Source organism: Legionella drancourtii LLAP12 (assembly GCF_000162755.2).
GTDB lineage: Bacteria > Pseudomonadota > Gammaproteobacteria > Legionellales > Legionellaceae > Legionella > Legionella drancourtii.
The window spans coordinates 1-23,954 of record NZ_JH413793.1 but is presented as its reverse complement, the minus strand read 5'-3'; the positions used below and the strand labels follow the sequence as shown (position 1 = coordinate 23,954).

Sequence of the window (23,954 nt, the reverse complement as noted above, 5' to 3'; positions counted from 1 at the left end):
CCTGTATTCAGGCCAACACCCTATCTCTTCTTGCGAGCGATCATCTTCAATAATCTCACCCGTTGCAAAATCTAAAATTTGAATTGCAAGTTGTTGAATTGTTCCATCTACACGGCGATAAAAACCACCGTCGGGATGATCCGGAATCTGTAACTCTGCAGAATATCCCAACAATTCATTAATCTTCCCAGGAATTGCACCCGTGGTCAGATTTCTTTTTTGATCATCCAGAGGAGCTATTCTTGAATTAGTATCCCCAATAATAATTGATACCTGGCTGTTAGTCGTAACAAGCTTAGTCCTACAATCGTCTTCCAGATGATGAGAAAGAGGGCTGTAATTTCCCCAGATATTATGAACATCTATGGTTTGACCTCCATTTGCCTGGTCTGCAAATGTGAATGAGTGCACTCTAGCGGTGTTGTCATAAGTTGAAGACTGTTGTATTAGTCGCTGTTTATTATAACAACTAATAATTCCTGATTGAGCAATTATCTCCCAATCGTTACCTAAAGAATTTCTCAATATGGGGATTATGTCCTCGGAAGCTTCTTGTAACAGAATAACATCAACGTCATGTTCTTGAGCACCTTTAATTAAGCCATCAGCAATACGTTGATAGCGTTCTATCATCTCCTCTTCTTCTTCCCTTTGTCCAAGAGCATGAATTCCAGAAAAGGTTATTCCTCCTAAAATATTAAGTGAAATAATATTTAAAGAAGTGTTCTCTTCGCCAAGAGGTACTTTGGCAAGAATGGGTAAATGATCAGAGTAGGCCAAGCCTTGATTTATAGTGACTTCTTCTCTAGTTGGAAAAAGCGAGTGTATTCTTGGTAGCATAAAGAAGTTCCATTGTTAATATATGTAGTTTTTATTTTATTGTAAAAATGAACTTTATGTCAAATAAATAAACAATAAATGCCGCTGATTAATGACTTGTCCTGTTCTGTCCGTTTCATGACCCCTTCAAGGAAGATTAGCTGCCTCGATCTTAAGCTACGAAAACCAGAGAATGAGAAATTATTTCCGGCGTATGCCTACCTTGCTGGTGTCATCTTGGTCCGGTTCATCTACAGCTTTACTTCCACCATCAAGTGTTTGATGGTATCGGTCTTTAAAATTTAAAATTCTACTTGACATATCGGGATCAACTGCTTTTATATTTTTGAATAGCTCAATTTTGTTAAAAGCGCTTTCACTCTTAGGAGATAATTTCAGGTTTCTGTTAAAAAAACCCCTTATCCCACTTGTATGTCTATGTTCACTTACAACATGCTTCACATGACTGGCTATTAACCGTAATTCGTTAAGTGATGTTGCTTCTTTGGTTTCATTCAAGTATTGAATTAATTTAGTCTGTTTTCCATAACCATTCATTCTGGCAGAATGAGTTTCAAGGAAGTCATGTAGCGTTTCTCTAAATTGGTCCCTTTGTGATTTTATTTCATCTTCTAAAACTGGGCCTTCCGCTCCGGAACTTGCGCTATGATGCAAAATCGAAGCAACAAAAGCAAAAAATCCTGCACATAGGATACCGATTTAACTTTTGTGGTTGATATTTTTATTGAATTTTATCAATTTTTCGAGAGTAAGCACGCCAATATAACTAATTGAGTTCCTACTCTCACCGTTGTAGGAACTGCAATGAGTGATTTAGCGTGATAACGATCCAATAAGCGTAAATTTTGTATGTAATTTTTGCGTCACAGCGCAAGCTCCGGAACGCTAGGCCGTAATGGCCGCAAGCCAAGGACTGTCAGCTACAGTACTTGAAAAATCAATAGCCATCATTAATGGTCGTAACTGCAGCGGACATCGATGGAATAAGGTATCAACCAGTTTCCATTGAAAATCGATGGGCTTTAATTCCTCTTCATTCTCTTCAGGTATTTTATTTCGTAATTCTGCTTCAGGGATGATTGTTTCGAATGCTTTTTTACGTACATCGCCAAAACTAAGCTTATCGTTTAACTCTTGGTTGATAAATAATCGTGCAAATCGACGCATAACAAAAGAATCAATTTATTTACTTACGGCATAGTCTGTATAAGCATCTTTAGTTTTTTCTTTAAGTTCGGCTTCAAATTGTCTGAGGTTCAAGCAAAAAGCGTCCATTAAATTATCATTCAATTGAAGGCATCGCAAAGAGAGATAACACAGAAGATAAAGATAGGTCTGCTCAGATTTTAATTTCTTCCGTAATTCATAAACATCATAATAATCAACAAGACTTGCGTAATAGTGAGTATTTTGCTGAGAAAGATTGAGTGTAGGTAAGAGCGATTTGGCTAACTGGTACAAGGGTTTTATCGAAAGCAATTTTTCACGCTCAGCACTTATCATGCGTGCTTTAAAATCTTTTGTATCTTGCTTGAGATCCGCTAATCCAGAAAGCGTTTCTGATTCTTTTTCCAGCAACAATTTTTGCAAAGCGGATTTATCATCTATCGTCAGGGATTCTCGAATAATTAATCCTAGCCGGTTGCGTTCAGCATTTAAGACTTTGCTCACAATCACTTGCAAGGTGGTATACCCAGGACGCACGATTTTCTTTTTCTGCATAAATGCCAATAATTCGATGACAATAAATTGTGGGCTAACATCACGACGCAGAATCTGTTCCGCCTGGGAAATCAATAATGGTTCAAACTCTTTTGACCAAGACTGATAACCAAAATACGCTGTAATCACGGTACATTGTGCATAATATTGGTGTTTGTTGATAGGAGTTGGATGAAACTGTTGTTCAGGGAAATACTCTTGCATAATGAAATCAATGTCTTCCTGTACTGCGTCCCACTTAAATGGAAAGAACTTATGTTTAGCCTTGAAGTAACCTATTTGAATGGCGCAATGGACTTTTGCTGATAAATTATCGCGGCTTCGCATTAAAACTTGTTCTTCAGGGGTGAGATTGAGATAGTTCGAGCGCTGAACATCATCAAAATCAGGAATCTCATACAAAGCGGCTTGCTCTGCCTCAGATAAAATGGTTAGGTTATTATTGCTCGCGCGCATGAATAAACTTACTCTATAAATCGGCAGTGGATTCTACCAAACATTCTGAACAATGGCTATTTATCGGAAAGATATGAAATACAGATCCAGTGTGGTTAAGCCCTATCAATTATTTTATAATCGCTCACCAAGCACTGTTTTACGGAAAGTTTGCTATACTCGTAGCATGATGCCGCCTAAAAAAATTAAAAACAGCCTTCTTAGAGCACGTGAATACTTAACACCAACAGAGATTGATAAGTTAATCGTGGCAGCAAGGCGTACTGGTAGACACGGTAAGCGTGACGCAACAATGATACTGCTTGCCTATCGGCATGGATTGCGCGTTTCTGAATTAATTTCGCTTTGTTGGACACAAATTGATTTGGAACAAGGGGTGTTTCACGTTATTCGTCGTAAAAATGGTTTATCAACTCATCATCCACTCTTTGGTGCAGAGCTTCGCGCGCTTCGGCAATTGAAACGTGATTATCCTGAAACTGACTATGTATTCATGACTGAACGAAAAGCACCCATAACAGGGGATACATTTCGAAAGATTGTTGCACGAGCAGGTGAGGTCGCCAAATTAGGTCTGTCGGTACATCCTCATATGCTGAGGCATTCTACAGGATATAAGCTTGCTAATGATGGACGAGACACAAGGAGTATTCAGCATTACTTGGGGCATAAAAATATTCAGAATACAGTGCGGTATACTGAAATGTCCGCAACTCGATTCAAAGGCTTCTGGAGTGATTAAAATTGAACGGAAAATTCTGAGATTTGCGTCTAGAACTCATCTAGGCTTTGGGTTATTTGCGAGTGCTGCTTATAAAAACAAACCTACAGCCTCTGAAAATTCATTTGATTTTTTTGGTAATCTTGCTCCACGATAAACCTTAAAAAGCAGCATCTCTTTGCTATCTTTATGGTTGCAAGGATCTTGAATTTTCTTCTATATCTTTGTCATCAGGACTACCCTTGCCGAATAAAGAGGGAATTCAAAAGTTACCCTGACTCCCAGAGGAAAACCAACTTAACGTATCTCGTTCAACACTTGTACTTTGCTATTTTCTAGGTCGGCCGACAATACACACGGGCACACAGGCTCCATTTGCCATTTGGTGATATTTTTTATACAATAAGACACAAAAAAATTCTACGAGAGAAAATAATACTTAAAAAGTTTTATTTTCTAGATGATTTGATTTAGGTAAAACATGAACGAAAAAATTGAACAATTAGCAAGATTGACAGGAACTCAATTAGACAACAATAAATATGACTACCACCTAGGTCATCAAACGTACCTGGATGCAACACCGTTAACGAGCGTGTTATTGAATAATCAAGTCGAATCTCTTTATATTGAATATTCTACATTTAGTTTTACGAGAATGTCACAGGTCATCAATCTGTCTAATCTCATTGTTGATGCGCTGAAGCAAAACACATCTCTCAAGACATTAATTTTAAAAGATTCAGGTATTGCTAACTCTTTGGCTGACGTTATGGGTGCATTAATTTACCATCCATCTATACAAACCTTAGACCTTCGTGTTTACCATCCAAGTGATCTTAACCAGGAATTTGTTAAAAGTCTTGCCGCTCTTCTTAAAGAGAATGTAAACCTGGTGAATTTGAAATCTCGCTATCTTGATTTCGGCGACACAGATATTTCTGAATTAGCAAATGCTATTGCTAATAGTACCAGTTTAAAAAAATTAGCGTTAAATGGTTGGAAGTTGTCAGCTGAAAATAAACAGAGATTATATGCAGCATTAAAAGCTAACAAATCCCTTATGGAGATTGAGTGTTCGGGAGCTTATGTCGGTAGCGACCAGGAATTGGTTTCTGATATTAAGGAAATCAAAATGTCCAAAAATATGACCTCATCAAATCCAATTCCAATGCAAGTAAATCATATGGTTGAAATAGCTGATTTGGATCCTGCCGAAGTGCTGACCAACTTGTATCTCTACGTTCAGTCATTGTGGAACAGAACAGCGATAACTAAAGAGGTTGTCCTTCAGAAAGCAAGAAATATGTTAGCTGACAATACATTTGTTACGACATTATTCGATGTACCTATTAATGTTAATTTTTTAGGTAATGCGTTCGATTCACAAGATTACGATCATTTATATGGGACAGGAGGTGGCTCTTACGTTATTAATGAAATTCGTAAAACCAGCCGCCCAAAATGCATTATCTTTGACCGCGACGACACTTTAATTGATAGATATAATCAGATTATCAATCCTGGAAAAATGGTTTCCATGATCAAAGCGATTGCAGAAACCCCTCAATGCAAAATGGGTATCGCAAGTTTGGGTAGTTTAACAATAGAATCTGATCCTGCCATTCTCGCATTTAAAACCACAAGCGCGATTACGAATAATACACCGATTGCTTATGCTCAATTTGGGAGAACAACATTTGCCAATAGTATGATTGATGTCGATGGAATTCGGTATGACGAAAAAAATCCGGTTTTACGCGCTCGTGATTCCTTTCTTGCGGCAGAGATGCAAATCCCTACACTTACATCAGGACAAGTAAAAAAAGCTGATGATTTTGGTGATTGGAATATAGTTAATGGTGATGAACGACAAATAAAACTCAATCCCGAAACCGTTTGGACTGCAAAAATAGGGCAAACAATTATTAAAATTAGGGCAAAAGAATTTTTTGAAAATCATTCAAATTATGTTGATGGTGATTGCAAAATTGCGGCTGTTTTTCAAATTTTAGATCAACAAAAGCTAAAATTAAAAGATACACCTGAATTACGCGCACTAGGCTTCATAAATACTATAACTCCTCCTGACTATAAAGAAATTGCCGCACAAGATGTGATTTTTTTAGATGATAAGTCTTCTAATTGTTCTTATCTACGTTCTACAGGAATGACAGCAATTGATGTGAATGCAGATAGAACTTATATATCAAAGTTGCAATCTGTACTTCCTACTGATGCTAATGAAAAATATATATCGTTACAGCATGAAGATGAAAAGAGACAAGAATTAATTGACGATCTTCAACGTTATATTAATCGAATCAATCCTGGTAAAAAATTAAATTTAGATGAGATTAATTTTCAAGCTGGATTTCGCTTTTTTAAAGAATCACAAGCAACAAATCGAAGAGCGAATTATCGATTAGCCCTTTATCTTATGAACGAATTAACAAATAGAAAAAATTCTATAGAGGCAGTATTCGAACAACATGAAATGAATCAATTACGTATTAATTTTGGCGCAACAAGAAAAATAAATAGTGATGAATTAAATAATATTATTGAAAAAGAGCAAAGATTCATGGCGGATCCAGTGTTTTGGTAATGTGAATAATTTGATGCTGTTGACATTTCATTTTCCATAGCCTGACATTCCTCGCTCCATCTACGGGATCCAAAGGTTTTGGTCAATACACAAGCTCATTGCCCGAATAAAGAACAAACTGGATCTCGCGGGCAAGTCGCGGAATGTCGAAAATTGGGGTTCTAAGCCGGGTAAGTAGATCATCGGAACTTCCCCGACAACCCCTCGCAGAACGCAGCATGAATCTCTCAACTCACTGCGCTCCCATTAAGCAACCTTAAACATCAGCTTCCAATGTGCAAATAGTCGCGGGGACTTTTTCATGATTTTCTTGATCAATGCCCACCCTCGGTGTTTATATTTCAAGTTGGGGTTCTTTGCAGGAAGGTACGGAATTTCCCAGCACACCCCTACAACCCTTTTCTAGTCTAGGCTGTAGCCAATAAATCGATTTTTTTGTTAGTCACTAATTTTTCTATAACTTCATGTAAATTAAGGCATTCCTTCTTTGGGTCGTGTGGAAGAAGTGACAAAAATGAGTGTTTCAAAAAATTATTAGTATTTTCAAGTAGTTAAAATCTTAGGTCATGACAGGAAACTAGAAATAAAACACACCTTATTTATCTATATTTGTTCGAATTGATTATTTTCAAAGTAGTGAATAGCTGAAACACTCATTTTTGTCACTTCTTCCACACGACCCCTGTATGTTGCGTCGATGCTACAGTTATCAAGGGCGCCATGTTTACTGGACGAAGGAAAGTGATTTATTGATTTCTTTCTCCTCAGCTATTAATACGTTGGATCAACGCACGTGGTCTGTGTTAACAAGGGGGCAAGTTGTATTGCCGCGCAGAACAATACATGGAGGGATATGGCTTCGATTATTGCGCACTCTCCTTGATGAATTACATATTCCAATGCCTTATACCAGCGCATTATATGGAGATATAGTTAATATATGGGAATCATTAGGTTTAGAACCACGATGTGGATTAGCACGTTGGCAGCCATACGAGATATTACCGACTCAATCACAGCAATTAACTTTACTGGCTGCAGCAACAGCTATTGAGCAAATAGAAAATGGAACAATTACTCCACCAGGGGAACAATGTTATTTATTTTTACCAGAACCCATAGATAGTGAAGACCTACCTTCGTATCCTGAAAAAGCACACCCCTATACAAGAATAGAACCCGGGTTGCTATGGGGAAAAGCATTCGACTCCCTAAATAAATTAATTGAACTATCAAAAAATGATGCTGATGAGGCCAAAAATTTTCGTGATTTTATTCTTTTTGGAAAGGTCGATTTTGAATCAATTCAAAAAGCTAACCAGTCAATGATTGAACTTGGAGTTCCACCTGAATTTTTAGTTCCATAATCAATTTGCAATATGGTTTAAAAGACGTTAATTTAGTAACCAGTTAAGTGACTATTTTTGTTTATACTGATGAGCAGTTTTGATTAGTCACATAACCGAACGTTTATGTGACTACCACTGTTAAAATATTAAGGACAAAAAATGCTCATCGGATATGCCCGTGTTTCGAAAGCGGATGGATCAGAGACAACGGATTTACAGCGTGATGCTTTATTGGCGGAAGGAGTCAAAGAGGAATTTATTTATCAGGATCATGCCTCGGGTAAACGAGATGATCGCCCAGGGCTTAAAAGTTGCCTAAAATCTTTACGTGAGGGGGATACTTTAATCGTATGGAAATTAGATCGTTTAGGGCGAGATCTTCATCATCTGGTTAATACGGTCCATGATTTAACAGCAAGAAATGTTGGGCTAAAAGTTCTTACCGGACATGGCGCAGCTATCGATACAACTACGGCGGCTGGTAAATTGGTATTTGGTATTTTTGCAGCACTTTCTGAGTTTGAACGAGAAATGATTAAGGAACGCACACTCGCTGGAATGGCATCAGCCCGCGCGCGTGGTCGCAAAGGGGGTCGACCTTATAAAATGACCCCAGCAAAACTTAGGCTTGCAATGGCATCGTTAGGTCAATTGGAAACAAAAATCGGTCCTTTGTGCGAAGAGCTTGGTATTACTAAGCAAACATTATATAGACATTTGTCACCAAAAGGAGAGCTAAGAGAGGATGGAAAAAAATTACTTGGTACAGTTTGACTTGGATATAGGGGAAAACTGTAATTTTTAACCTGCACAGTCCTCAAAAATAAATACCTCTGAAAAATATAGTATAATAAAACAACAACACCTTGATAATATAATTGACATGAAAAACAAATTCGAAATTGAAAAGAGAATGCAAGCAGGTGGAATTAACGATGCGTCTTTCGCTACTGTTGATTCTCAAGGTGATATCATGCCACATCCTGTAGTCACAAAAGATACTCCCTTTCAATGCGCTTCTCTGAGTAAACCAGTATTTGCTTATTTGGTTTTAAAATTAATAGAGACCAATAAAACCCAATCAGCCCAAACAGGACTGGGAAAATTTAATCAATTCGACACGGAATTTAATTTAACGACACCTTTGTATGAAGTATTTCGAGATAAGCATGGGAAGACGTTACCGGATGATGAAAATCCTTTCCTTAAAAAATTTATTCCTAAAGACCACGAGTGGGCAAAAAGATTGACTACGGAAATGGTTCTATCTCACAGAACCGGATTACATATCGCAGCTCCAGAGCCATTTTCATTCCAATTCGAGCCCGGTGCATTTTATGCTTACTCAGGTCCTGGTATTGATTGCTTGCAGACAGCTATTGAGGAAGTAACCGGTGTCAATGATCTGCAAATATTAGCTCAGGAGAATATTTTTAGAAAAGAGGCTTTAGATATGCCAAATAGCACCTACGGATCTAAACCTGTAGCAGCAAACAGTCTGAAGACAACAGCAGAAGAATATGCAAAATTTATAAAATCATGGATAAACGATGATGCATTGAATTACGCATTCTTTAAGCCTGTAGAACCCATTTACTCTATGATGCAGGACTATTTTCCCAAATCTGAAGACAAGCTCGTTGAAAAGGTAGTGGTGCAAGAAGTTGATAGACAATGTGTCACCTGGGGATTAGGGGTGGGGCTTGTAAAAGATAAGGAAGGTCAAATTATAGGTGCTTATCATACCGGTGACATGGGTGATAGTACGGTTCAATGGCGAGCAGGTGTGGGTGCAACCATTGACCCTAAAACTCACCGTTGTATTGAAGCCTCCGTGTACCTGACAAAATCACCTAATGGTAATGGGCATATCCTCGCAGAAGTTGTTTTACCTGATGCACTTCAACCTGCACTTAATTATTTTTTTCCAACCTATGGCTTTGCTCAAAATGCAAAAGAGTTAGACGGAACAAATTATTTTGGGTTTAATCCGTCTATTTTAAAACCAGATATGCAAGAAAAGGCCTACGAAACAAAAAAAGCTACCCAGCAACTTGAGCAATCTTTAGAAAACCCTACTAAACAACTTAAATCTCGAGAGGACTCCTCTGAGTCTGTTGATAGTACTCATAAAATGTTCCAGCAAATGAATATTAATCCATTGTCAACCAGACCAGAACTTGCGGTAAAAACGGTTAAAGTTCAAGAGCAAAAAGCAAATTCAAATAAACCCATTCAAGAAGTTAAGGAAATACAGGAAGATAAAGTAGAAGATGAGCAGAAATTTAATCCCACACCACTTTCTACTTCTTATGACCCTTACAAGTCATGAGTAGTTTTTTGATTTGCTCTGAAACTCGCTAGTGAAGTGGACTTCTGACATCCGTGCAGATCACTTCTGAAAATGACATATATTTTTAATTTCATTATCACATCTCGGTTTAAAAAACTGTTTCATTTATATAATGTTTAATTTAGACTACATATAACCTTATATTGAACTAAATCCTCTATGTTAATTGGCTATGCTCGAATTTCTACCACCAACCAAAATTTAGATTTACAAATTGATGCTTTGAAGAAAGCTGGATGTGAGAAAATTTATCAAGATCAAATTAGTAGTTCTGCAATAAACCGACCGGCTTTGGATGAATTAATTCAGGATATTAGAAAAGATGACGTTTTAGTCATATGGAAGTTAGACCGGCTAGGGCGATCTTTTAAAGATTTAATTACATTAGTAAATAATCTTCTGGAAAGAGGTGTGGGTCTTAAAAGTCTGAATGACCCTATAGATACAACCACTGCGCAAGGGCGATTAATATTCAATATATTTGGTTCTCTTGCGGAATTTGAACGAGAACTGATAAGAGAGCGGACACTTGCAGGATTAGAAGCAGCAAGATTGCGAGGAAAAAAGGGAGGGCGTCCTGCTGGTCTATCAAAGTCTGCTCAAGGAAAGGCGCACTCATCAGAGTTACTCTACAAGGAAGGAAAGCTTAGTGTTGCTGAGATTTGCATGCAACTTGATTTAAGCAAAGCGACGTTTTACAAATATTTGAAATTGAGAGGAGTATCTATTTCTGCTGATAATTATAGAGCCAGGTATAAACCTCCAACAAGTATTATTATAGATAAAGATAAGGAATGACCATTTTGTATATATGGGAACTCGAACTTCAAAATCAAGACCAGTTCATTGATGTGATGAAGAGAAGAAAGGATTTTTATTTCTTTTGTCTCTCCAATAACGGATAAAGAGGGGGTCTAAAAAAAGTATCTAAAGACCAATAATTATAATTTCAAGAGAAACTTGGCACTCGATATTGAACGTTCCTAGAATATTAAGAATAAGATAAATCTACGGTTCTTAAAGTGCTATTGATTAAATTTCAATCAGGTCCCTTTTTTACTAGAATCCAGGCCAGAGGTCAATTTATAGAAATGTTCATTTTCATTAAATTACAAGTTCAAATGGTTATTTGAAAATTTCAACTGAGGGTACAATCATTTTAAAAGCAGGCTCAACTCATTTACCAATAGATGATTTTATAGATGATATTTTACAGAAGGTAACATCTCATACTAATTTAGTAATAACAGCCGCACCTGGTGCTGGCAAGACAACTCGATTGCCTCCGGAATTGCTTTCTGTGGTAGCCGGGAAAATATTAGTGCTAGAACCTCGAAGAATGGCGTCGATTGCTGCTGCTCATCGGGTTGCAGAAGAAAATAATTGGCTAGTCGGTGAGGAGGTTGGTTATCAAGTCCGTTTTGTCAATAAAACATCGCATAAAACCAGATTAATTTACATGACGGAAGCTTTGCTGGCCCGACACATGATTCATCATCCTGAGTTAGACGATGTAGACATTGTGATTCTAGACGAGTTTCATGAAAGATCTTTATACGTTGATTTAACACTAGGATTAATACGTGAATTACAAGAGTTAGGGCATCATATTAAAATTGTGGTCATGTCAGCGACACTCGAAGCAGAAAAAATTGCTGAATATTTGGGTAATTGTCCTGTCATTTCCGTGCCTGGAAAATTATTTGAGTTAACGGTACGTTATCAAAAATCAACCCAATTACTAACACCTCAATATCAATTTTATGAGCATTTATCTCAAGTCATCAAAGAAGCACAGCGACAGACTGATAAAGATATTTTAGTATTTTTACCGGGTGCACGTGAAATTGAACGCGCTAAAGGAAACTTACTTGATTGGAAAGAAAGCAAAAAAATAGAAGTGATCACGTTGCATGGCAGTCTTCCTCTGGAAGCACAGCGTATCGCATTGCAAAAATCTTCAGCACAAAGAATTATTCTTGCAACTAATATTGCTGAGTCTTCTGTTACTTTAGACGGTGTTGATACCGTCATAGATTCAGGTTTAGTAAAAATAATGAAACAAGATTTACGTACTGGATTTTCACGCCTGGAAATTTCGCGAATTAGCTTAGCGAGTGCCATTCAGCGTGCTGGCAGAGCTGCCCGACAATTTCCAGGTGTTTGTTACAGGATGTGGAATCAACATGATGAAAGTTCATTTGTGAAATCAAATATTCCAGAAATTCTACGTTCAGATTTAAGTGATAGTTTACTTTTTTTAGCTAATCAACATATCTCGAATTTTCAGAATTTTTCGTGGTTTGAAAGACCTCCCTGTGTCAACATTGAACGTGCGACCTTTAGCTTACAAGCGGCAGGTGCTATCAAAAATAACAATGAATTAACATCAATAGGTCGCCAGCTTTTGGATTTCCCATTACCTCTGCGTTTGGGGAGACTATTAATTGCAGGTATAGAAAATAATTGCATCGATCTGGCTGCAAAAATTGCAGCGTTATTACAAGAGCGCGATATTCTACGGAAAGAAATGGCGAATCATTTTCAAGCAGATCATTTTGAATGTGATGTTGCACCGCGATTAAAAATTTTGAATAAATTTCTAAAAGATGGTTCTTCACATGAAGGTCATTTCACAATTTTACAAACTGTCGCGCAAAGTTATCAGCAGATTCTAGATCTTGCTAAAAAATTAAAAAAAGCAGAGCCCCCGGCTTATCTTGAAGAAGATGAAGCTAGACAGTTACTCCTTATGTTATCTTTTGGTGATCGTTTGTGTCGACGCCGCAAGAACTCTGATCGTGCATTAATGGTCGGTGGTCGTGGTGTAAAATTATCAGATCGAACGCTTGTGAAAAGGAGTGAATTTTTTATTGCATTGAATGGTTTTGAAGAAAGCGGGGAGGCTGAAACTTTGATTAATCAGGCGAGTGGGATAAATAAAGAATTTTTGTTCAAACACTTTTCCGACAACATAATAAAGAAAAGAGACATCATTTTTGAAGCAGAAAAATCGCAATTTTATCAGCGGGAATTTAAAACACTTTGGGATTTACCTATAGAAGAACCGAATTTTTCGCTGGCAACCTCTGTACACGTTGCAGAAAAATTGCCTGATATATTAACTGACAATTGGGCGAGCACACTGAAGAAAAATGAAAATTTACATGAGTGGTATCAAAAGATTATATTTTTACGATTCCATAAGGCATTAATACCCCCTCATATACAAGATGAATTGGAAAGTCTTTTCGACGGAGATGCATTAAAAAAATCATTTTGCTTAACTGTATTTAGACAAGCATGTTTCGGTGAAAGTAAAATGACCTTCGTACTGAAAAAAAATTTAGTGTATTTTTTTGAACTAAATATATCTGAAACATTGCGTAGTATTTTACAAACCGAACTCCCAAATAGGTTAAAAGTTCCAAGCGGTAGCATGATACCCATTCATTATTCAACGGTTGAACATCCCTTTCTTAGAGTACGCATCCAAGAAGTGTTTGGATGGGAAGAAACGCCGAAAATATTATTTCAGAGTGTGTCAGTTGTACTGCATTTATTAGGGCCGAATTTTCGTCCAGTGCAGGTAACAAGAGATCTAGAAAGCTTTTGGCAAAATGGTTATTCAGAAATCCGTAAAGAGTTACGGATACGTTATCCTAAACATCAATGGCCATTAAATCCTGCTGATGGCATTGCTCACGCGAAGGGATCGAGGCGAAAATAAAAGAAATCCAACGATGAATCTATGGTTGTTTGGAAACGGGATCACAGCAATGTGGTCTCGTTTCCAAACAATTTTTACGTCAGGGCGCAAGTTCCGGAGTGCGAGGCCTTTTATGAGCGCATCCCGGATGATCAAATCTTGATTGTCCGCGGAAATGTGTCTTTTCGTCTCTGTAGCAAGAAACAAATCTGTAAACATCCTAATCCATACGAAGTCCTGCTATTATTTTTTATAACCACTTGTTATAGATCCTTTCATTTGATTTTTAGTTTATCCTTTTGCAACAGAGCGCTATTAGTTGAGTTTGAATTTTACAAGTAGCTATTTATTAATAATAGCAAAACGATATTATATTAAACTCATATGTCCATTTGAGGTACACCTTATTGATAGATCTTCAAAGTATCAAAAAACGACCTTTTTTGAGACTCATTAGAGTAAATTTTATAGTAAGCGTGAAAATTGTATCACCAATTCTCACGAACTTATTTCAAATCAAAAATCTCTAAATTTCAATTCATTACACTTCAGGAGATGGATCTCTGTAACCTAATTTTTATTTTAACTGCTTCAATTTTTTTATTGATTTTGTGCCAATTATCTAGGTCACTAGGTTCGATCATAATGGTAACCTTAAGACCTTTACCGACAGGATAGGAGTTGTGCCGTGCTTTTTCATACTGCCGCAGGGATTCAAAATATTGATGTGATGCTTCGAGGGTCTCGGCTAACTTAAATTGCTCATTCATTTCTCGCTGTCTTTTTGAAATTTCCTGAACGGCTAGCATATTATTTGGATCAATTGATTTCATGTAAATCCTTATACATTTTGTTTTATAAAAGAAAATATAATATGTCACAATAATTGCCAATGATCAACACAGTTTAGTCAGAAAGTTAATTATTAAACCAGGGTTTAATTTTAATTTACTATATGCATTATTTGAGATAGATAACGTACCTTATCGTAAGCGGTTAAATAAGCACCCTCTATTCAGGAAATCGCAAGAGAGGTATGCTTCTCAAATCAGCCAAGAGCAGTATGTTGATGTTGTAAGGAAGTAGCGCTTCCATTTGCCCCAAGGTATGAGCCTGTTGAATGTGAGTCAGAGCATACTTAAACCAGGAAAAGACATCGACCTTATGATATTTACAGGTTTCAATCAAGGAATAGAGAGTAGCACCAGCGCGAGCACCGATATCGTTGCCATGGAAGAGCCAGTTTTTACGTCCGATAACGAAGGGTTTGATAGAGCGTTCGGAGAGGTTGTTGTCGATTTCGAGTCGTCCATCATAGAGGTAACTTTTGAGGGCCTCCCAGTGAGTCAGGGCATAAAAGACAGCCTGTCCTAAAGGACTTTTGGGGAGTACTTTTAAAGTGGCCTGCTCCAGAAGCTCTTTGAGTTCATCCACAACAGGCTTGGCTTTTTGGACGCGCGCAGCAAAGATAGAGGGAGATTGAGCATTGGTTTCTTTGAGTGACTTTTCTAACTGATAAAGTTTGCCTATAAGAGTGATGACTTGTTGAGCCAGGCCATGTTTTTTAGTGGTTTTGACCACATCAACGAAGTAACGGCGCGCATGCGCCCAGCAAGCAATATGCTGGATGTGCTGTTGTGTACCCAGAGCGACATAGGCTTTATAGCAGTCAGCATGCAGATAGCCTTGAAAATCGGCAAAGAAGTCCGCGGGGATTTGATGTGAGCGCGTTGGATGATATTGATAAACAAAGGCTCGCTTTGAAGGAGCCCCTCCAATAAACAACCACATGTACGATTTTTGAGTGGGTGCCCTGTCTTTTTCTTTAAGCACTTGAAGTGTGGTTTCATCGGCATAAGCGATGTCGTAGTTTTGGATGTCATCTTCCATGAGTTTCACCAAAGGACTCAGTAAGTCAGCCGCCTTAATCACCCAATTACTTAAGGTTCCTCGGGTGAGTGAGATGCCTGCTTCATTGAACATGGTTTCTTGTCGATACAAGGGCATGTGACAACGAAATTTAGAGTTGATGATTGCGGCGATGAGTCCTGGAGTCGCAATGGAATGAGGAATCGGTTGCTCCGGTTTTTTTGCGCACTTCATGGTGTTTTCACAGGCTTTGCAAGCATACTGCTTGCGGATGTGAACCACACGAAAGGTCATCTGAGGTACCACGTCCAGTTGCTCGCTCACTTCATCACGAATGTGAGTCAAGGAACAGCCACAAGCGCATTGTTTTTCTTCATCACTTAAATCATACACGTGCTCTATATAAGGTAGTGATTGAGGAAGTGGTTTTCTTCCAGTGTTCTTTTTGGTGCGTGTGTAAGTAATGGTTTCAGTTTGTGTTTCGGTGGGTTGTTGTTCTTCAGTAATGATTACAGGAATTGCTTCATCAAATTGAATGGCCATTTGCTCAGGAACAACACCTTTCTCACTTTTGCGACCAAAACGAGCGGTACGAAATAAGTGGAGTTGGTGTTGCAATGTTTGAATGGTTTGACTTTTTTGTTGAAGCGTTTGCTCCTGCTGTACCACTAAAGCCATTAAACGCGCATATTCTTGCTGTAATTGCTCCAGAGATAACGCAGAAACATCAGTCATTTAAAGTTCAACAGTATGGTGTTTTAATGGCCAAATTATACCAAAAAATGAAGCATATTTTAAGTAAAATAATCATATTGCATTAAAAATAATGTGAAAAATCAAGGTTAGGAAACTCAGACATCAGGCGAAAATCAAGTCCGGCTAATAACCAATCCAATTGCTGCGGGTTTATCTGATAAGGGGCCTTTTCTTCCGTCTTTCCCATTTTGAATCGGCTTCGCTCAAGACGTTTATGGTACAGCACAAAGCCATTTTTATCCCAAAACAGGCATTTCACACGATCCATCGCACGATTATAAAAGACATACACCGAACCATCTTGAACGGGGGTCTCATACTCTTCGGATATTAATGCTGCTAAACCATTTATTGCTTTGCGAAAATCAATCGCTTGCGATGCAACATAAATGCAAACTCCAGCGCTCAAACGTAGCATCATAATGCCCCTGCAAAATGAAGTACCTGATGCAGTAGCTGCTCATTAATATCTTCATTCAAGCCAAGACGTACCCCATTGGGAAGTACAAGCTGTAATACTACGTTTCCCGGAGTTCCTTCTTCCTGTGCTCTGGGGCTGGCTTTGATAAACGATATGCGCTCTTGCTCTGGTGTTCGTAATCGCTTGCGCCATAAACCAAAAGTAGCCAACTTAATACCTTGTTCATTACAATAGGCCTTTTGGCTCAAGCCGCTCTTTTCCCAAGCCCTTATATGCTCTTGCCAAATTTGATGATGTGGTGACTGTGTGTTCATTGTTTTGCTCCCGTTGCTTCAGTGGATGCAATTATCTACAGCTTACTTGGGGCGTTCTAGGTGGGGTTAATTAGGCGCTTACGATAAAGGAGTTAATTACAGAGAATAACAAGCTACAAAAATCTCCCGTTGGTATGTTATATAAAATTGCAAAAAAAATTAGTTAATACTTAAGCTTATGTATAAGTAAATTTTGGTCGTCCGTTGAAATGCTTACTTATCCAATAATTTTACTTTTAGTTAGTTATTAGTAAGGAGACATAATAAGCCTAACTTAGAAAACTTAACTAGATTTATTAATCATAATTATATTTATTATTCTAAACCTAAGGGGCGAGAATATAGTAGTCAAGAAAACCCCCGTTAATTTGCCTTTAAAAAGTATCATTTGATGCATTAGCAGCAACTTGCTTTTGTACTGATTAAGTAGTACACTTTTGGTATGAGTAAAATAACTAAAAAACCAAAAGAATACGTTGCATTTAACGGATCTAAATTCGTTATTGAATGGTATTTTGATTGTAAAGGGCATAGTAGCTCATTAGGTTACTTTGAGTCATTAAGTGAGGATGAGCAGATCAAGGCATTAGGTTTATTCGAATTGATGGGCAAGATAGGATCAATTAGAAATAAAACAAAATTTAATTATGAAGAAGACAAAATCTATGCTTTTAAGCCACAACCGCACCGATTTTTATGTTTTTTCTTCTCGGGCGGTAAGATTATTATAACGAATGCTTTTCATAAAAAAACAAACAAATTACCAAAGGGCGAAAAAGAAAAAGCCTTAAAATGTAAAGATGACTATGAATTACGAATTCTACGAGGTGACTATTATGAGTAACCAACTGTCTACTTATGAAAGAAAAATGCAGGATAAAAAATTTAAAGCAGCTTATGAGAAGCATTATAAAGAATTGCTTTTTTCTGAACTGCTTATTTCTATTATGGAAGAAGATGATCAATCGGTTCGCAGTTTAGCAAAAGAAGCAAGGATATCGCCTTCTGTGATACAAGATTTGCGCTCAGGAAAACAGCAGGATATCAAAGTTAGCAATTTAATTAGAATTGTTGAAATATTGGGTTACAAGGTAGTCTTACAGAAGGGTGAAGAAACGCTAACATTACACGATGAAGTAAGGGAAAATAAACATAACTTGAGTGTTAGTTCTGCCGCGTACTGAGATTAAAACTTGGGAAAATGGAGATGCAAATGAAATCACTAGAAAATGCAAATAGCGATAGATTAGTCATTATGGATGAGCATTGGCTGATGTTTGAACCTCTATCTGAAATGGAGGGTTTTAAAGAGTTACAGAAACAAGCACAAGAGTTTGGAGCTACCATTAAACAAGCTATTATTAATAGATTGGAAATAGATAAGCAATGCAACACTAAGTCTGATTAATATACTTAATCAGACGTTCAAACAAGTTACTAATTCAATCTATAGCTCATGTTCATCAAAAAAATATTCAAAGTTAGTATCAATAGATTCTTTTAATAATTCTGAAAATGAATTACACACAAAGGAATATGAATCAGGATCATGAAGGTAACGAATAATTTGCCCTACCTTTCCCAATGGAGATGGTTTTAAATCAATATATAATTCTGAATAATCACAACTTGCAAAAAGTAATCGATCTCCTATCGGTATATAAAGATCCATTTCTGGAGTGGCGGACTCACAATCATCCACATCTTCTTCTAGAAACCACGGATATAATTCTGCTAAAGTCTGATCTTTATATTGCGCGTGTTCTAACATTTTGTTTATGCTGCACATGTGATAAGTAAGATTTCCTTCATGTATACTGAACATAGTGGGTCTGTAAGCATAGTTCTCTTCACTTATCTTTCCATCTGTTCTTTTCAAAAAATCGACAAATTCGTTAGGAACGCCAGGATAGTTTTTCTTTATTAAATCGATTTCATCTTCAGTTGCGTGAGTAATGAATTTTATGTCGTCTCCTTTTTTTTCCTTATATACTTCCTTTAATCCTTGGAAATAGTTATCAACCAGAGTATTCATAATTTTCTCTTTATTGTAAATGGCCGGTAATCCCCCCGAAAAATAACTGATGTCAAAAGTAGAATTTTCTCGTAATCTATACACAGGAGATTCTTCATGAAAAAATCAAAATTTACAGACAGCCAAATACTGTCGATTCTAAAACAAGCTGAAGGAGGCACCCCTGTTTCAGAGCTATGCCGTGACCATGTCATCAGTGCAGCAACATTTTATAAATGGCGTGCCAAATTTGGTGGAATGGACGCATCGATGATGTCTCGCTTAAAAGAACTGGAAGCAGAAAATAGTCGTCTTAAAAAAATGTATGCGGAAGAACGACTTAAAGCTGAAATTCTCAAAGAGGCTATTGAAAAAAAGTGGTAACACCGTCGCGTCGACGAGAACTGGCGAAAAAGGCGGTGACTAATAAGGATATTTCCATTCGAATGTCGTGTGAACTGTTTGGTATCAGTGAAACCTGTTATCGATATCAAGCAAAATTAAATAATGAAAATGCAACAATCGCGGATTGGTTACTGCGTTTGGCTCAGAGGCAGCGTAATTGGGGTTTTGGACTATGTTTTCTGTACCTGCGCAATGTGAAGGGATTTAGCTGGAATCACAAACGTGTTTATCGAATCTATCGGAAATTAGAACTTAACATGCGAATTAAGCCCAAAACAAGGGTCGCGCTACCTCGTGAAAGATTCCGGGACATCCCAGTCCCCGAAATCGACTCGCCAACGCGCGAAGCTAAAGGCCCTGGACGTCCTGCGTCCGTCAATATTTGCTCTGAACGAGCAAAGCATTTGCCTCCCACAATGACTGACGCCTTCTCGTATGGCCTTATATTTTTCCTTCGGAAAAACATCCGGCCCTAAGGCTACCAGGGACTACGCGCCACGGCGTTCCGCCTTCCATGGCGCGCAGCGGATGATAAAACTCCTGTAAAATCGTTTTATGGAATCGCTCGCAACAGAGCCCCTTATTTCGATCCCCATTCATTTCACCAACATACGTTCAGCCTAAACCAATTTCTTCAGCAAGACTTTTTTACAAAATTTCCATGTTACGAAGCGTTTTGATTTTAGTACCAACCAGACCTGTTGACTTTTATTTGATCAAATATTAAAATATATTATCAAATAATCATCATACTTGTGTGATGATTTAAGGTTAATTTAAAGTGGGTTTATTTAATTATGAGTAACAAACACGATGCAATTAAACATGCAGCCCAATATGTTTACGATAATTTTTTATCCAAACCATATACTGGAAATGCTAATAGAAATAACCAAGTTTACCGCTGCAGCAATGACCAAATTATTCACCGTCCCAATCACGGACTCCCCCATAGTTTGCGTAAAATGTCTTATTCAAATGCAGTTATTAGCTTTCTCAGGCATCATGATAAAACGAACAGCATTTCTACCTTCTGTTTTACAGACGAAGAGCAGCTGGCTATAAAGCTGTGCTTATTATTTTCGGTCACTGGCCGTGAGGATGAAGCAGGCCACAAAGATTCGCCAGAGGCCTATCGAAAATACTTAGCAGCGAGCGCTAATCACTTTGAGGAATTTTGCAAAAATAATACGACTTTTAATTCAGAAACTATTGATAGATTTAAAAAAATTATCATCGCAAAACATGATCAAAATAATCGTGATCCTGCAAGAGCGGTTGTTCACTTCTGCCATGAACTTGATTTACTTCGTTGTTTTCCACCAAAAGCGATGATATCTCATTTACGTGCATTTAATTCCAATTTTAACTCAATAAACAACCGTGACTTTACGCAGCTCATTCTATATGCTCAAAAATGCATCACTCAAACCGGTGACTGCTTAAGTACTAAATTTAAAGAACACCATGGACGAGTGCTAACCTTAGATGGGAATTTTCCAAATAAAATTAGCTTTTCAATGCCTTACTTTTCTTACCAAAAAAGAGACGATATCCGTTTTGCTGCCTGTAGTCATTCGGTAGATAAGTGTCTGGAGGCGATTGCAGGGGTTGCATCGCCGGTTTCTTATATTTCTGAGATACCTTATATCACTAAATCTGAAGAAGAAAAGGAAGAGAAACGAATGGATGATTTTGATATCCGTTCAGAGACTCAGGCTGTTTTAGAATTAATAAAAAGTACCGAAGCGTGTATTCGGCTGATAAATTTTAAGCCCGGCGATGAACAAGATTTTGCTTTTGAAATGAAGCAAATTTGTGATCCTGTGTTTTTTCGTTCAACGAAACCAGCGCATAGTGAGCAAAAGATCGGTGATAGAAGGCATTATATTGATCAGCAGAAGAGACATTATGTCTATCGTTTATTCAAGGATTATGAACCGATAGAAAATCAGCCCCTTGTTGATAATAATCCACCACATTCCAACTACTTTGACGAGCATGAGCAACCTTTAGTTGGTGCTATTCACAAGGAAGAGGATCGTGGCAAGCCTAAAAATACCGTTTTTGCTAAGAAAAAAGCATATTCACTATTACGGCCGGATGGTAAACAGTTGCACTTCCAAGGGACTACTTTTAAACGAGCCCAATTTAATCCTGTAGGTATTATCAATGATGTGCGACAAATGCACCTGCATGGCGAGCGTTATATTTGGCTAAAAGATGTCTGTAGTGATGATAAATTTTGGACCGGTGAACTGGCTCGTCAACATCATGAGGATGAGCTTGATATTTATAGTAGAAAAGTTGCAAAAGTCATTGACGTATCTGAGCGTCAGCAAGGCGTTAGCTTACAAAAACTACAAGATAATCTCAACCAAAAAGCATTAGAACATGCCCCAGCGGATAGGCGCAATGAAATGCTGGTAGGGCCATCTAAAGCGTCTATGCGAGGATTGTTTGCCCCAGAAGACACGCTTTATTCCAGACTGAATATGTTGTATGCAAACGTGCTATTACGAGAAGATTACGGAAAGCCAGTGGCGATGCTCATTATTGACGGAAAACAAGCGCCAAAAGCATACACCCCTAGAATGATCCAAAAAGATTTAGCGGCTTTGGTGTCTCATTATGCCACTTTTTCCCCATGGGTTGCCTTGAAACAATTTTTGGGATTTTCTGACCAAGGTAAGGATTTATTTGATGCACTGTCGCAAACAACCTCGGTTCACGCTAAACATGATCCAAACGAATTTATTTCGTCCATATTAGCCAAAGCCGGGATTGCCAATGACTTATTACTGAAAGACCGCTCCGCCATTCGCTTAGCATCTACGCGGGAATGGTTTGTCGTTGAATTAGTAAAAACATTAGCTGTAACCGGCGCTGCCTTTGTTTGTTTGTTACCGCTGATAACCTATACTTTTTTGGCGGCGGTCACTGCATGCTTGATTGCACCGTTCACCGGTTTTAGAAACGCATGGCAATTGGCAACCAAGCCGCTATCAAAACTATGCGCTTACTTCATTTATCCTTCGCGACACAAGGCACGACTGGCTGATGATCCTGAGTTGTCGTCAATGAGCCAGATGGACCTTAAGTTACAAACACGGTGGGGTGATAAACTAGAAGCCATTCAATTTAATCCAAATAACTTTGCACAGAAAAATCCATCTGAGCAAAAATACATACTATGCATTAACGGTCGCGATTCGTTGTTTGCTGATGATGATAAACTTTTTCAGATGCAGGAAGATAGTAAAGCCACTGATGCGGCCGTGATGTCTTTTAACATGCCTGGCATAGGAAATAGTAAGGGCAGCTCAACGTACGCTGCGGACTTGGTAACGGTTACAACGGATATCGTAAAAAATCTAATCCATAGAGGAGTTAAGCCTGAAAACATCCTACTTAAAGGTCATTCTTTAGGTGGGGCTATTGCCACATTAACTGTCGCCAATTTACACCAGGAAAATCATCCAGTTCGTCTTTTTGTTGATCGTTCTTTTTCTTCTTTGTCTAATGTCATGAGTGATAAATTTACGACTATTTGGGGTGGCAAATTACTTTTTAAACCAGTGATTAACTACTTGCTATCGCTTGCTGGATGGAACATAGATTCTGCCGACGCATGGCACACAATTCCCGATGAATATAAAACCTATGTCACTATTCAGGGTAGAGCTGGGCATCAACAAGAAGAAAAACGATATGATGGCGTCATTACTGATAGCGGTGCGCTTCATAATGATCCAAAAATCAAAAAAGATCGGAAGCATACGAAAGATATGCTAGACCAATTACGATATTGCCGACATTACAAAGAACTTGCTGAAGCTAAGCTCAATATGATGAAAAACAGTAAATTGGTTAAGTTGGAAGATGTAGCACAAACAAGCTTACCGACTGGAAGCCATAACCTATCGTTAGCTCACCTCAGGCTTAGAGGAGCACGAGAGACTTCAGCAGCACATTTTTTTCAAAGTTATGCACGAGAAACACCTGAGAATATTAAAAATATACAACATCAGTTTGATGAAGCCTGTTTTAACATATAATTACTGATTTTAGAGTTATAGTCGAAAGTGGTGTATGACAAATTGACCTCTGGCCGGGATCTTTGTAAAAAAGGGTCATGTTAATATTAGACCCTGTAAGTAGCTAAACCCTGATGGAATTCGCTGTTGATCTAGGTAATTTTTTCTGCAGAATAACCAATCTCTATTATAGAAACCCGGAAGGAGAAAATCGGACGTTAATAGAAAATAAAAAGTTAAGGTAGACCTACCGTGTAGAAGGCATAATTTGATTGAAATTTGTTCATGACCCTTTTTTACAAAGATCCCGGCCAGAGGTCTAATAACTTTGAAGAGAATAAAGAAGAATATTTTGATGATCTGTCTTTACCTCTTGATGG

At 37.9% G+C, this 23,954-nt stretch carries 20 protein-coding genes and 1 pseudogene; 12 read left to right on the top strand and 9 right to left on the bottom strand.

The window, feature by feature from the left end; all coding sequences use genetic code 11:
* The 4 genes from LDG_RS19460 to LDG_RS00095 form a co-directional block, all read right to left on the bottom strand.
* The coding region (locus LDG_RS19460; RefSeq protein WP_040534038.1) for an exonuclease/endonuclease/phosphatase family protein at positions 1-840 on the bottom strand (840 nt) is incomplete at its 3' end.
* 180 nt (positions 841-1,020) lie between these two features.
* Entirely contained in the window at positions 1,021-1,494 is a 474-nt protein-coding gene (locus LDG_RS00100; RefSeq protein WP_006869016.1) for a hypothetical protein, read from the bottom strand.
* Between the two features lie 231 nt (positions 1,495-1,725).
* Positions 1,726-2,007, bottom strand: coding sequence for a hypothetical protein (locus LDG_RS19190; protein ID WP_006869015.1), 282 nt, complete (start codon positions 2,005-2,007; stop codon positions 1,726-1,728).
* 15 nt (positions 2,008-2,022) lie between these two features.
* Positions 2,023-3,018, bottom strand: coding sequence for a DUF4158 domain-containing protein (locus LDG_RS00095; protein ID WP_006869014.1), 996 nt, complete (start codon positions 3,016-3,018; stop codon positions 2,023-2,025).
* A 73-nt stretch (positions 3,019-3,091) separates the two neighbouring features.
* Between LDG_RS00095 and LDG_RS00090 the strand changes: the two genes are divergently transcribed.
* The 7 genes from LDG_RS00090 (at position 3,092) to hrpB (ending at position 13,779) form a co-directional block, all read left to right on the top strand.
* Positions 3,092-3,760 carry a tyrosine-type recombinase/integrase gene (locus LDG_RS00090; RefSeq protein WP_233491382.1) on the top strand — a complete coding sequence of 223 codons (669 nt, stop codon included), beginning with the start codon at positions 3,092-3,094 and terminating at the stop codon, positions 3,758-3,760.
* Positions 3,761-4,220: 460 nt separating this feature from the next.
* The gene (locus LDG_RS00085; RefSeq protein ID WP_006869011.1) at positions 4,221-6,347 is read left to right on the top strand and encodes a leucine-rich repeat domain-containing protein; all 2,127 of its coding nucleotides are present in this window, start codon (positions 4,221-4,223) and stop codon (positions 6,345-6,347) included.
* A 686-nt stretch (positions 6,348-7,033) separates the two neighbouring features.
* Complete coding sequence (locus LDG_RS18240; RefSeq protein ID WP_148263468.1) at positions 7,034-7,714, top strand: hypothetical protein; 681 nt, start codon at positions 7,034-7,036, stop codon at positions 7,712-7,714.
* Positions 7,715-7,855: 141 nt separating this feature from the next.
* Complete coding sequence (locus LDG_RS00075) at positions 7,856-8,470, top strand: recombinase family protein (protein WP_006869008.1); 615 nt, start codon at positions 7,856-7,858, stop codon at positions 8,468-8,470.
* Positions 8,471-8,579: 109 nt separating this feature from the next.
* Positions 8,580-10,028, top strand: a complete 1,449-nt coding sequence (locus LDG_RS00070; protein WP_006869007.1) for a serine hydrolase domain-containing protein — start codon at positions 8,580-8,582, stop codon at positions 10,026-10,028.
* A gap of 180 nt (positions 10,029-10,208) precedes the next feature.
* Positions 10,209-10,847: a recombinase family protein gene (locus tag LDG_RS00065; RefSeq protein WP_006869006.1), complete on the top strand. Its 639-nt coding sequence runs from the start codon at positions 10,209-10,211 to the stop codon at positions 10,845-10,847.
* A 331-nt stretch (positions 10,848-11,178) separates the two neighbouring features.
* A complete protein-coding gene (hrpB, locus tag LDG_RS00060; protein WP_006869005.1) occupies positions 11,179-13,779 on the top strand; it encodes an ATP-dependent helicase HrpB in 2,601 nt (866 codons plus the stop codon).
* Between the two features lie 527 nt (positions 13,780-14,306).
* Here hrpB and LDG_RS00055 read toward each other — a convergent pair.
* The 4 genes from LDG_RS00055 to tnpA all read right to left on the bottom strand — a co-directional run bounded on the left by LDG_RS00055 (position 14,307) and on the right by tnpA (position 17,118).
* Positions 14,307-14,591 (bottom strand): hypothetical protein, encoded by a 285-nt coding sequence (locus LDG_RS00055; protein ID WP_006869004.1) that lies wholly within the window; start codon positions 14,589-14,591, stop codon positions 14,307-14,309.
* A gap of 178 nt (positions 14,592-14,769) precedes the next feature.
* Positions 14,770-16,362: an IS66 family transposase gene (gene tnpC, locus LDG_RS00050; protein WP_006869003.1), complete on the bottom strand. Its 1,593-nt coding sequence runs from the start codon at positions 16,360-16,362 to the stop codon at positions 14,770-14,772.
* 82 nt (positions 16,363-16,444) lie between these two features.
* Positions 16,445-16,804, bottom strand: a complete 360-nt coding sequence (gene tnpB, locus LDG_RS00045; protein WP_083821346.1) for an IS66 family insertion sequence element accessory protein TnpB — start codon at positions 16,802-16,804, stop codon at positions 16,445-16,447.
* Positions 16,801-17,118: an IS66 family insertion sequence element accessory protein TnpA gene (gene tnpA, locus LDG_RS00040; RefSeq protein ID WP_006869001.1), complete on the bottom strand. Its 318-nt coding sequence runs from the start codon at positions 17,116-17,118 to the stop codon at positions 16,801-16,803. Before tnpA ends, tnpB begins: the two co-directional genes overlap by 4 nt.
* Positions 17,119-17,560: 442 nt before the next feature.
* Here tnpA and LDG_RS00035 point away from each other — a divergent pair, with 442 nt between their 5' ends.
* The 3 genes from LDG_RS00035 to LDG_RS00025 are packed head-to-tail and all read left to right on the top strand — an operon-like array spanning position 17,561 to position 18,526.
* On the top strand, positions 17,561-17,962 hold the full coding sequence (locus tag LDG_RS00035; RefSeq protein WP_006869000.1) for a type II toxin-antitoxin system RelE/ParE family toxin: 402 nt from the start codon (positions 17,561-17,563) through the stop codon (positions 17,960-17,962).
* Positions 17,955-18,302 (top strand): helix-turn-helix domain-containing protein, encoded by a 348-nt coding sequence (locus tag LDG_RS00030; protein ID WP_006868999.1) that lies wholly within the window; start codon positions 17,955-17,957, stop codon positions 18,300-18,302. Before LDG_RS00035 ends, LDG_RS00030 begins: the two co-directional genes overlap by 8 nt.
* Before the next feature lie 29 nt (positions 18,303-18,331).
* Entirely contained in the window at positions 18,332-18,526 is a 195-nt protein-coding gene (locus LDG_RS00025; RefSeq protein WP_006868998.1) for a hypothetical protein, read from the top strand.
* Positions 18,527-18,565: 39 nt separating this feature from the next.
* Here the strand turns inward: LDG_RS00025 and LDG_RS00020 are convergent, their stop codons facing one another.
* Positions 18,566-19,237 carry an SMI1/KNR4 family protein gene (locus tag LDG_RS00020; protein WP_006868997.1) on the bottom strand — a complete coding sequence of 224 codons (672 nt, stop codon included), beginning with the start codon at positions 19,235-19,237 and terminating at the stop codon, positions 18,566-18,568.
* 12 nt (positions 19,238-19,249) lie between these two features.
* On the opposite strand from LDG_RS00020, the pseudogene LDG_RS18760 reads away from it, so the two are divergent.
* A pseudogene (locus LDG_RS18760) lies at positions 19,250-19,863 on the top strand (transposase); the annotation flags it as partial.
* A 471-nt stretch (positions 19,864-20,334) separates the two neighbouring features.
* Complete coding sequence (locus tag LDG_RS18235; protein ID WP_006868993.1) at positions 20,335-23,595, top strand: SidE phosphodiesterase domain-containing protein; 3,261 nt, start codon at positions 20,335-20,337, stop codon at positions 23,593-23,595.
* Positions 23,596-23,954: the final 359 nt, after the last annotated feature.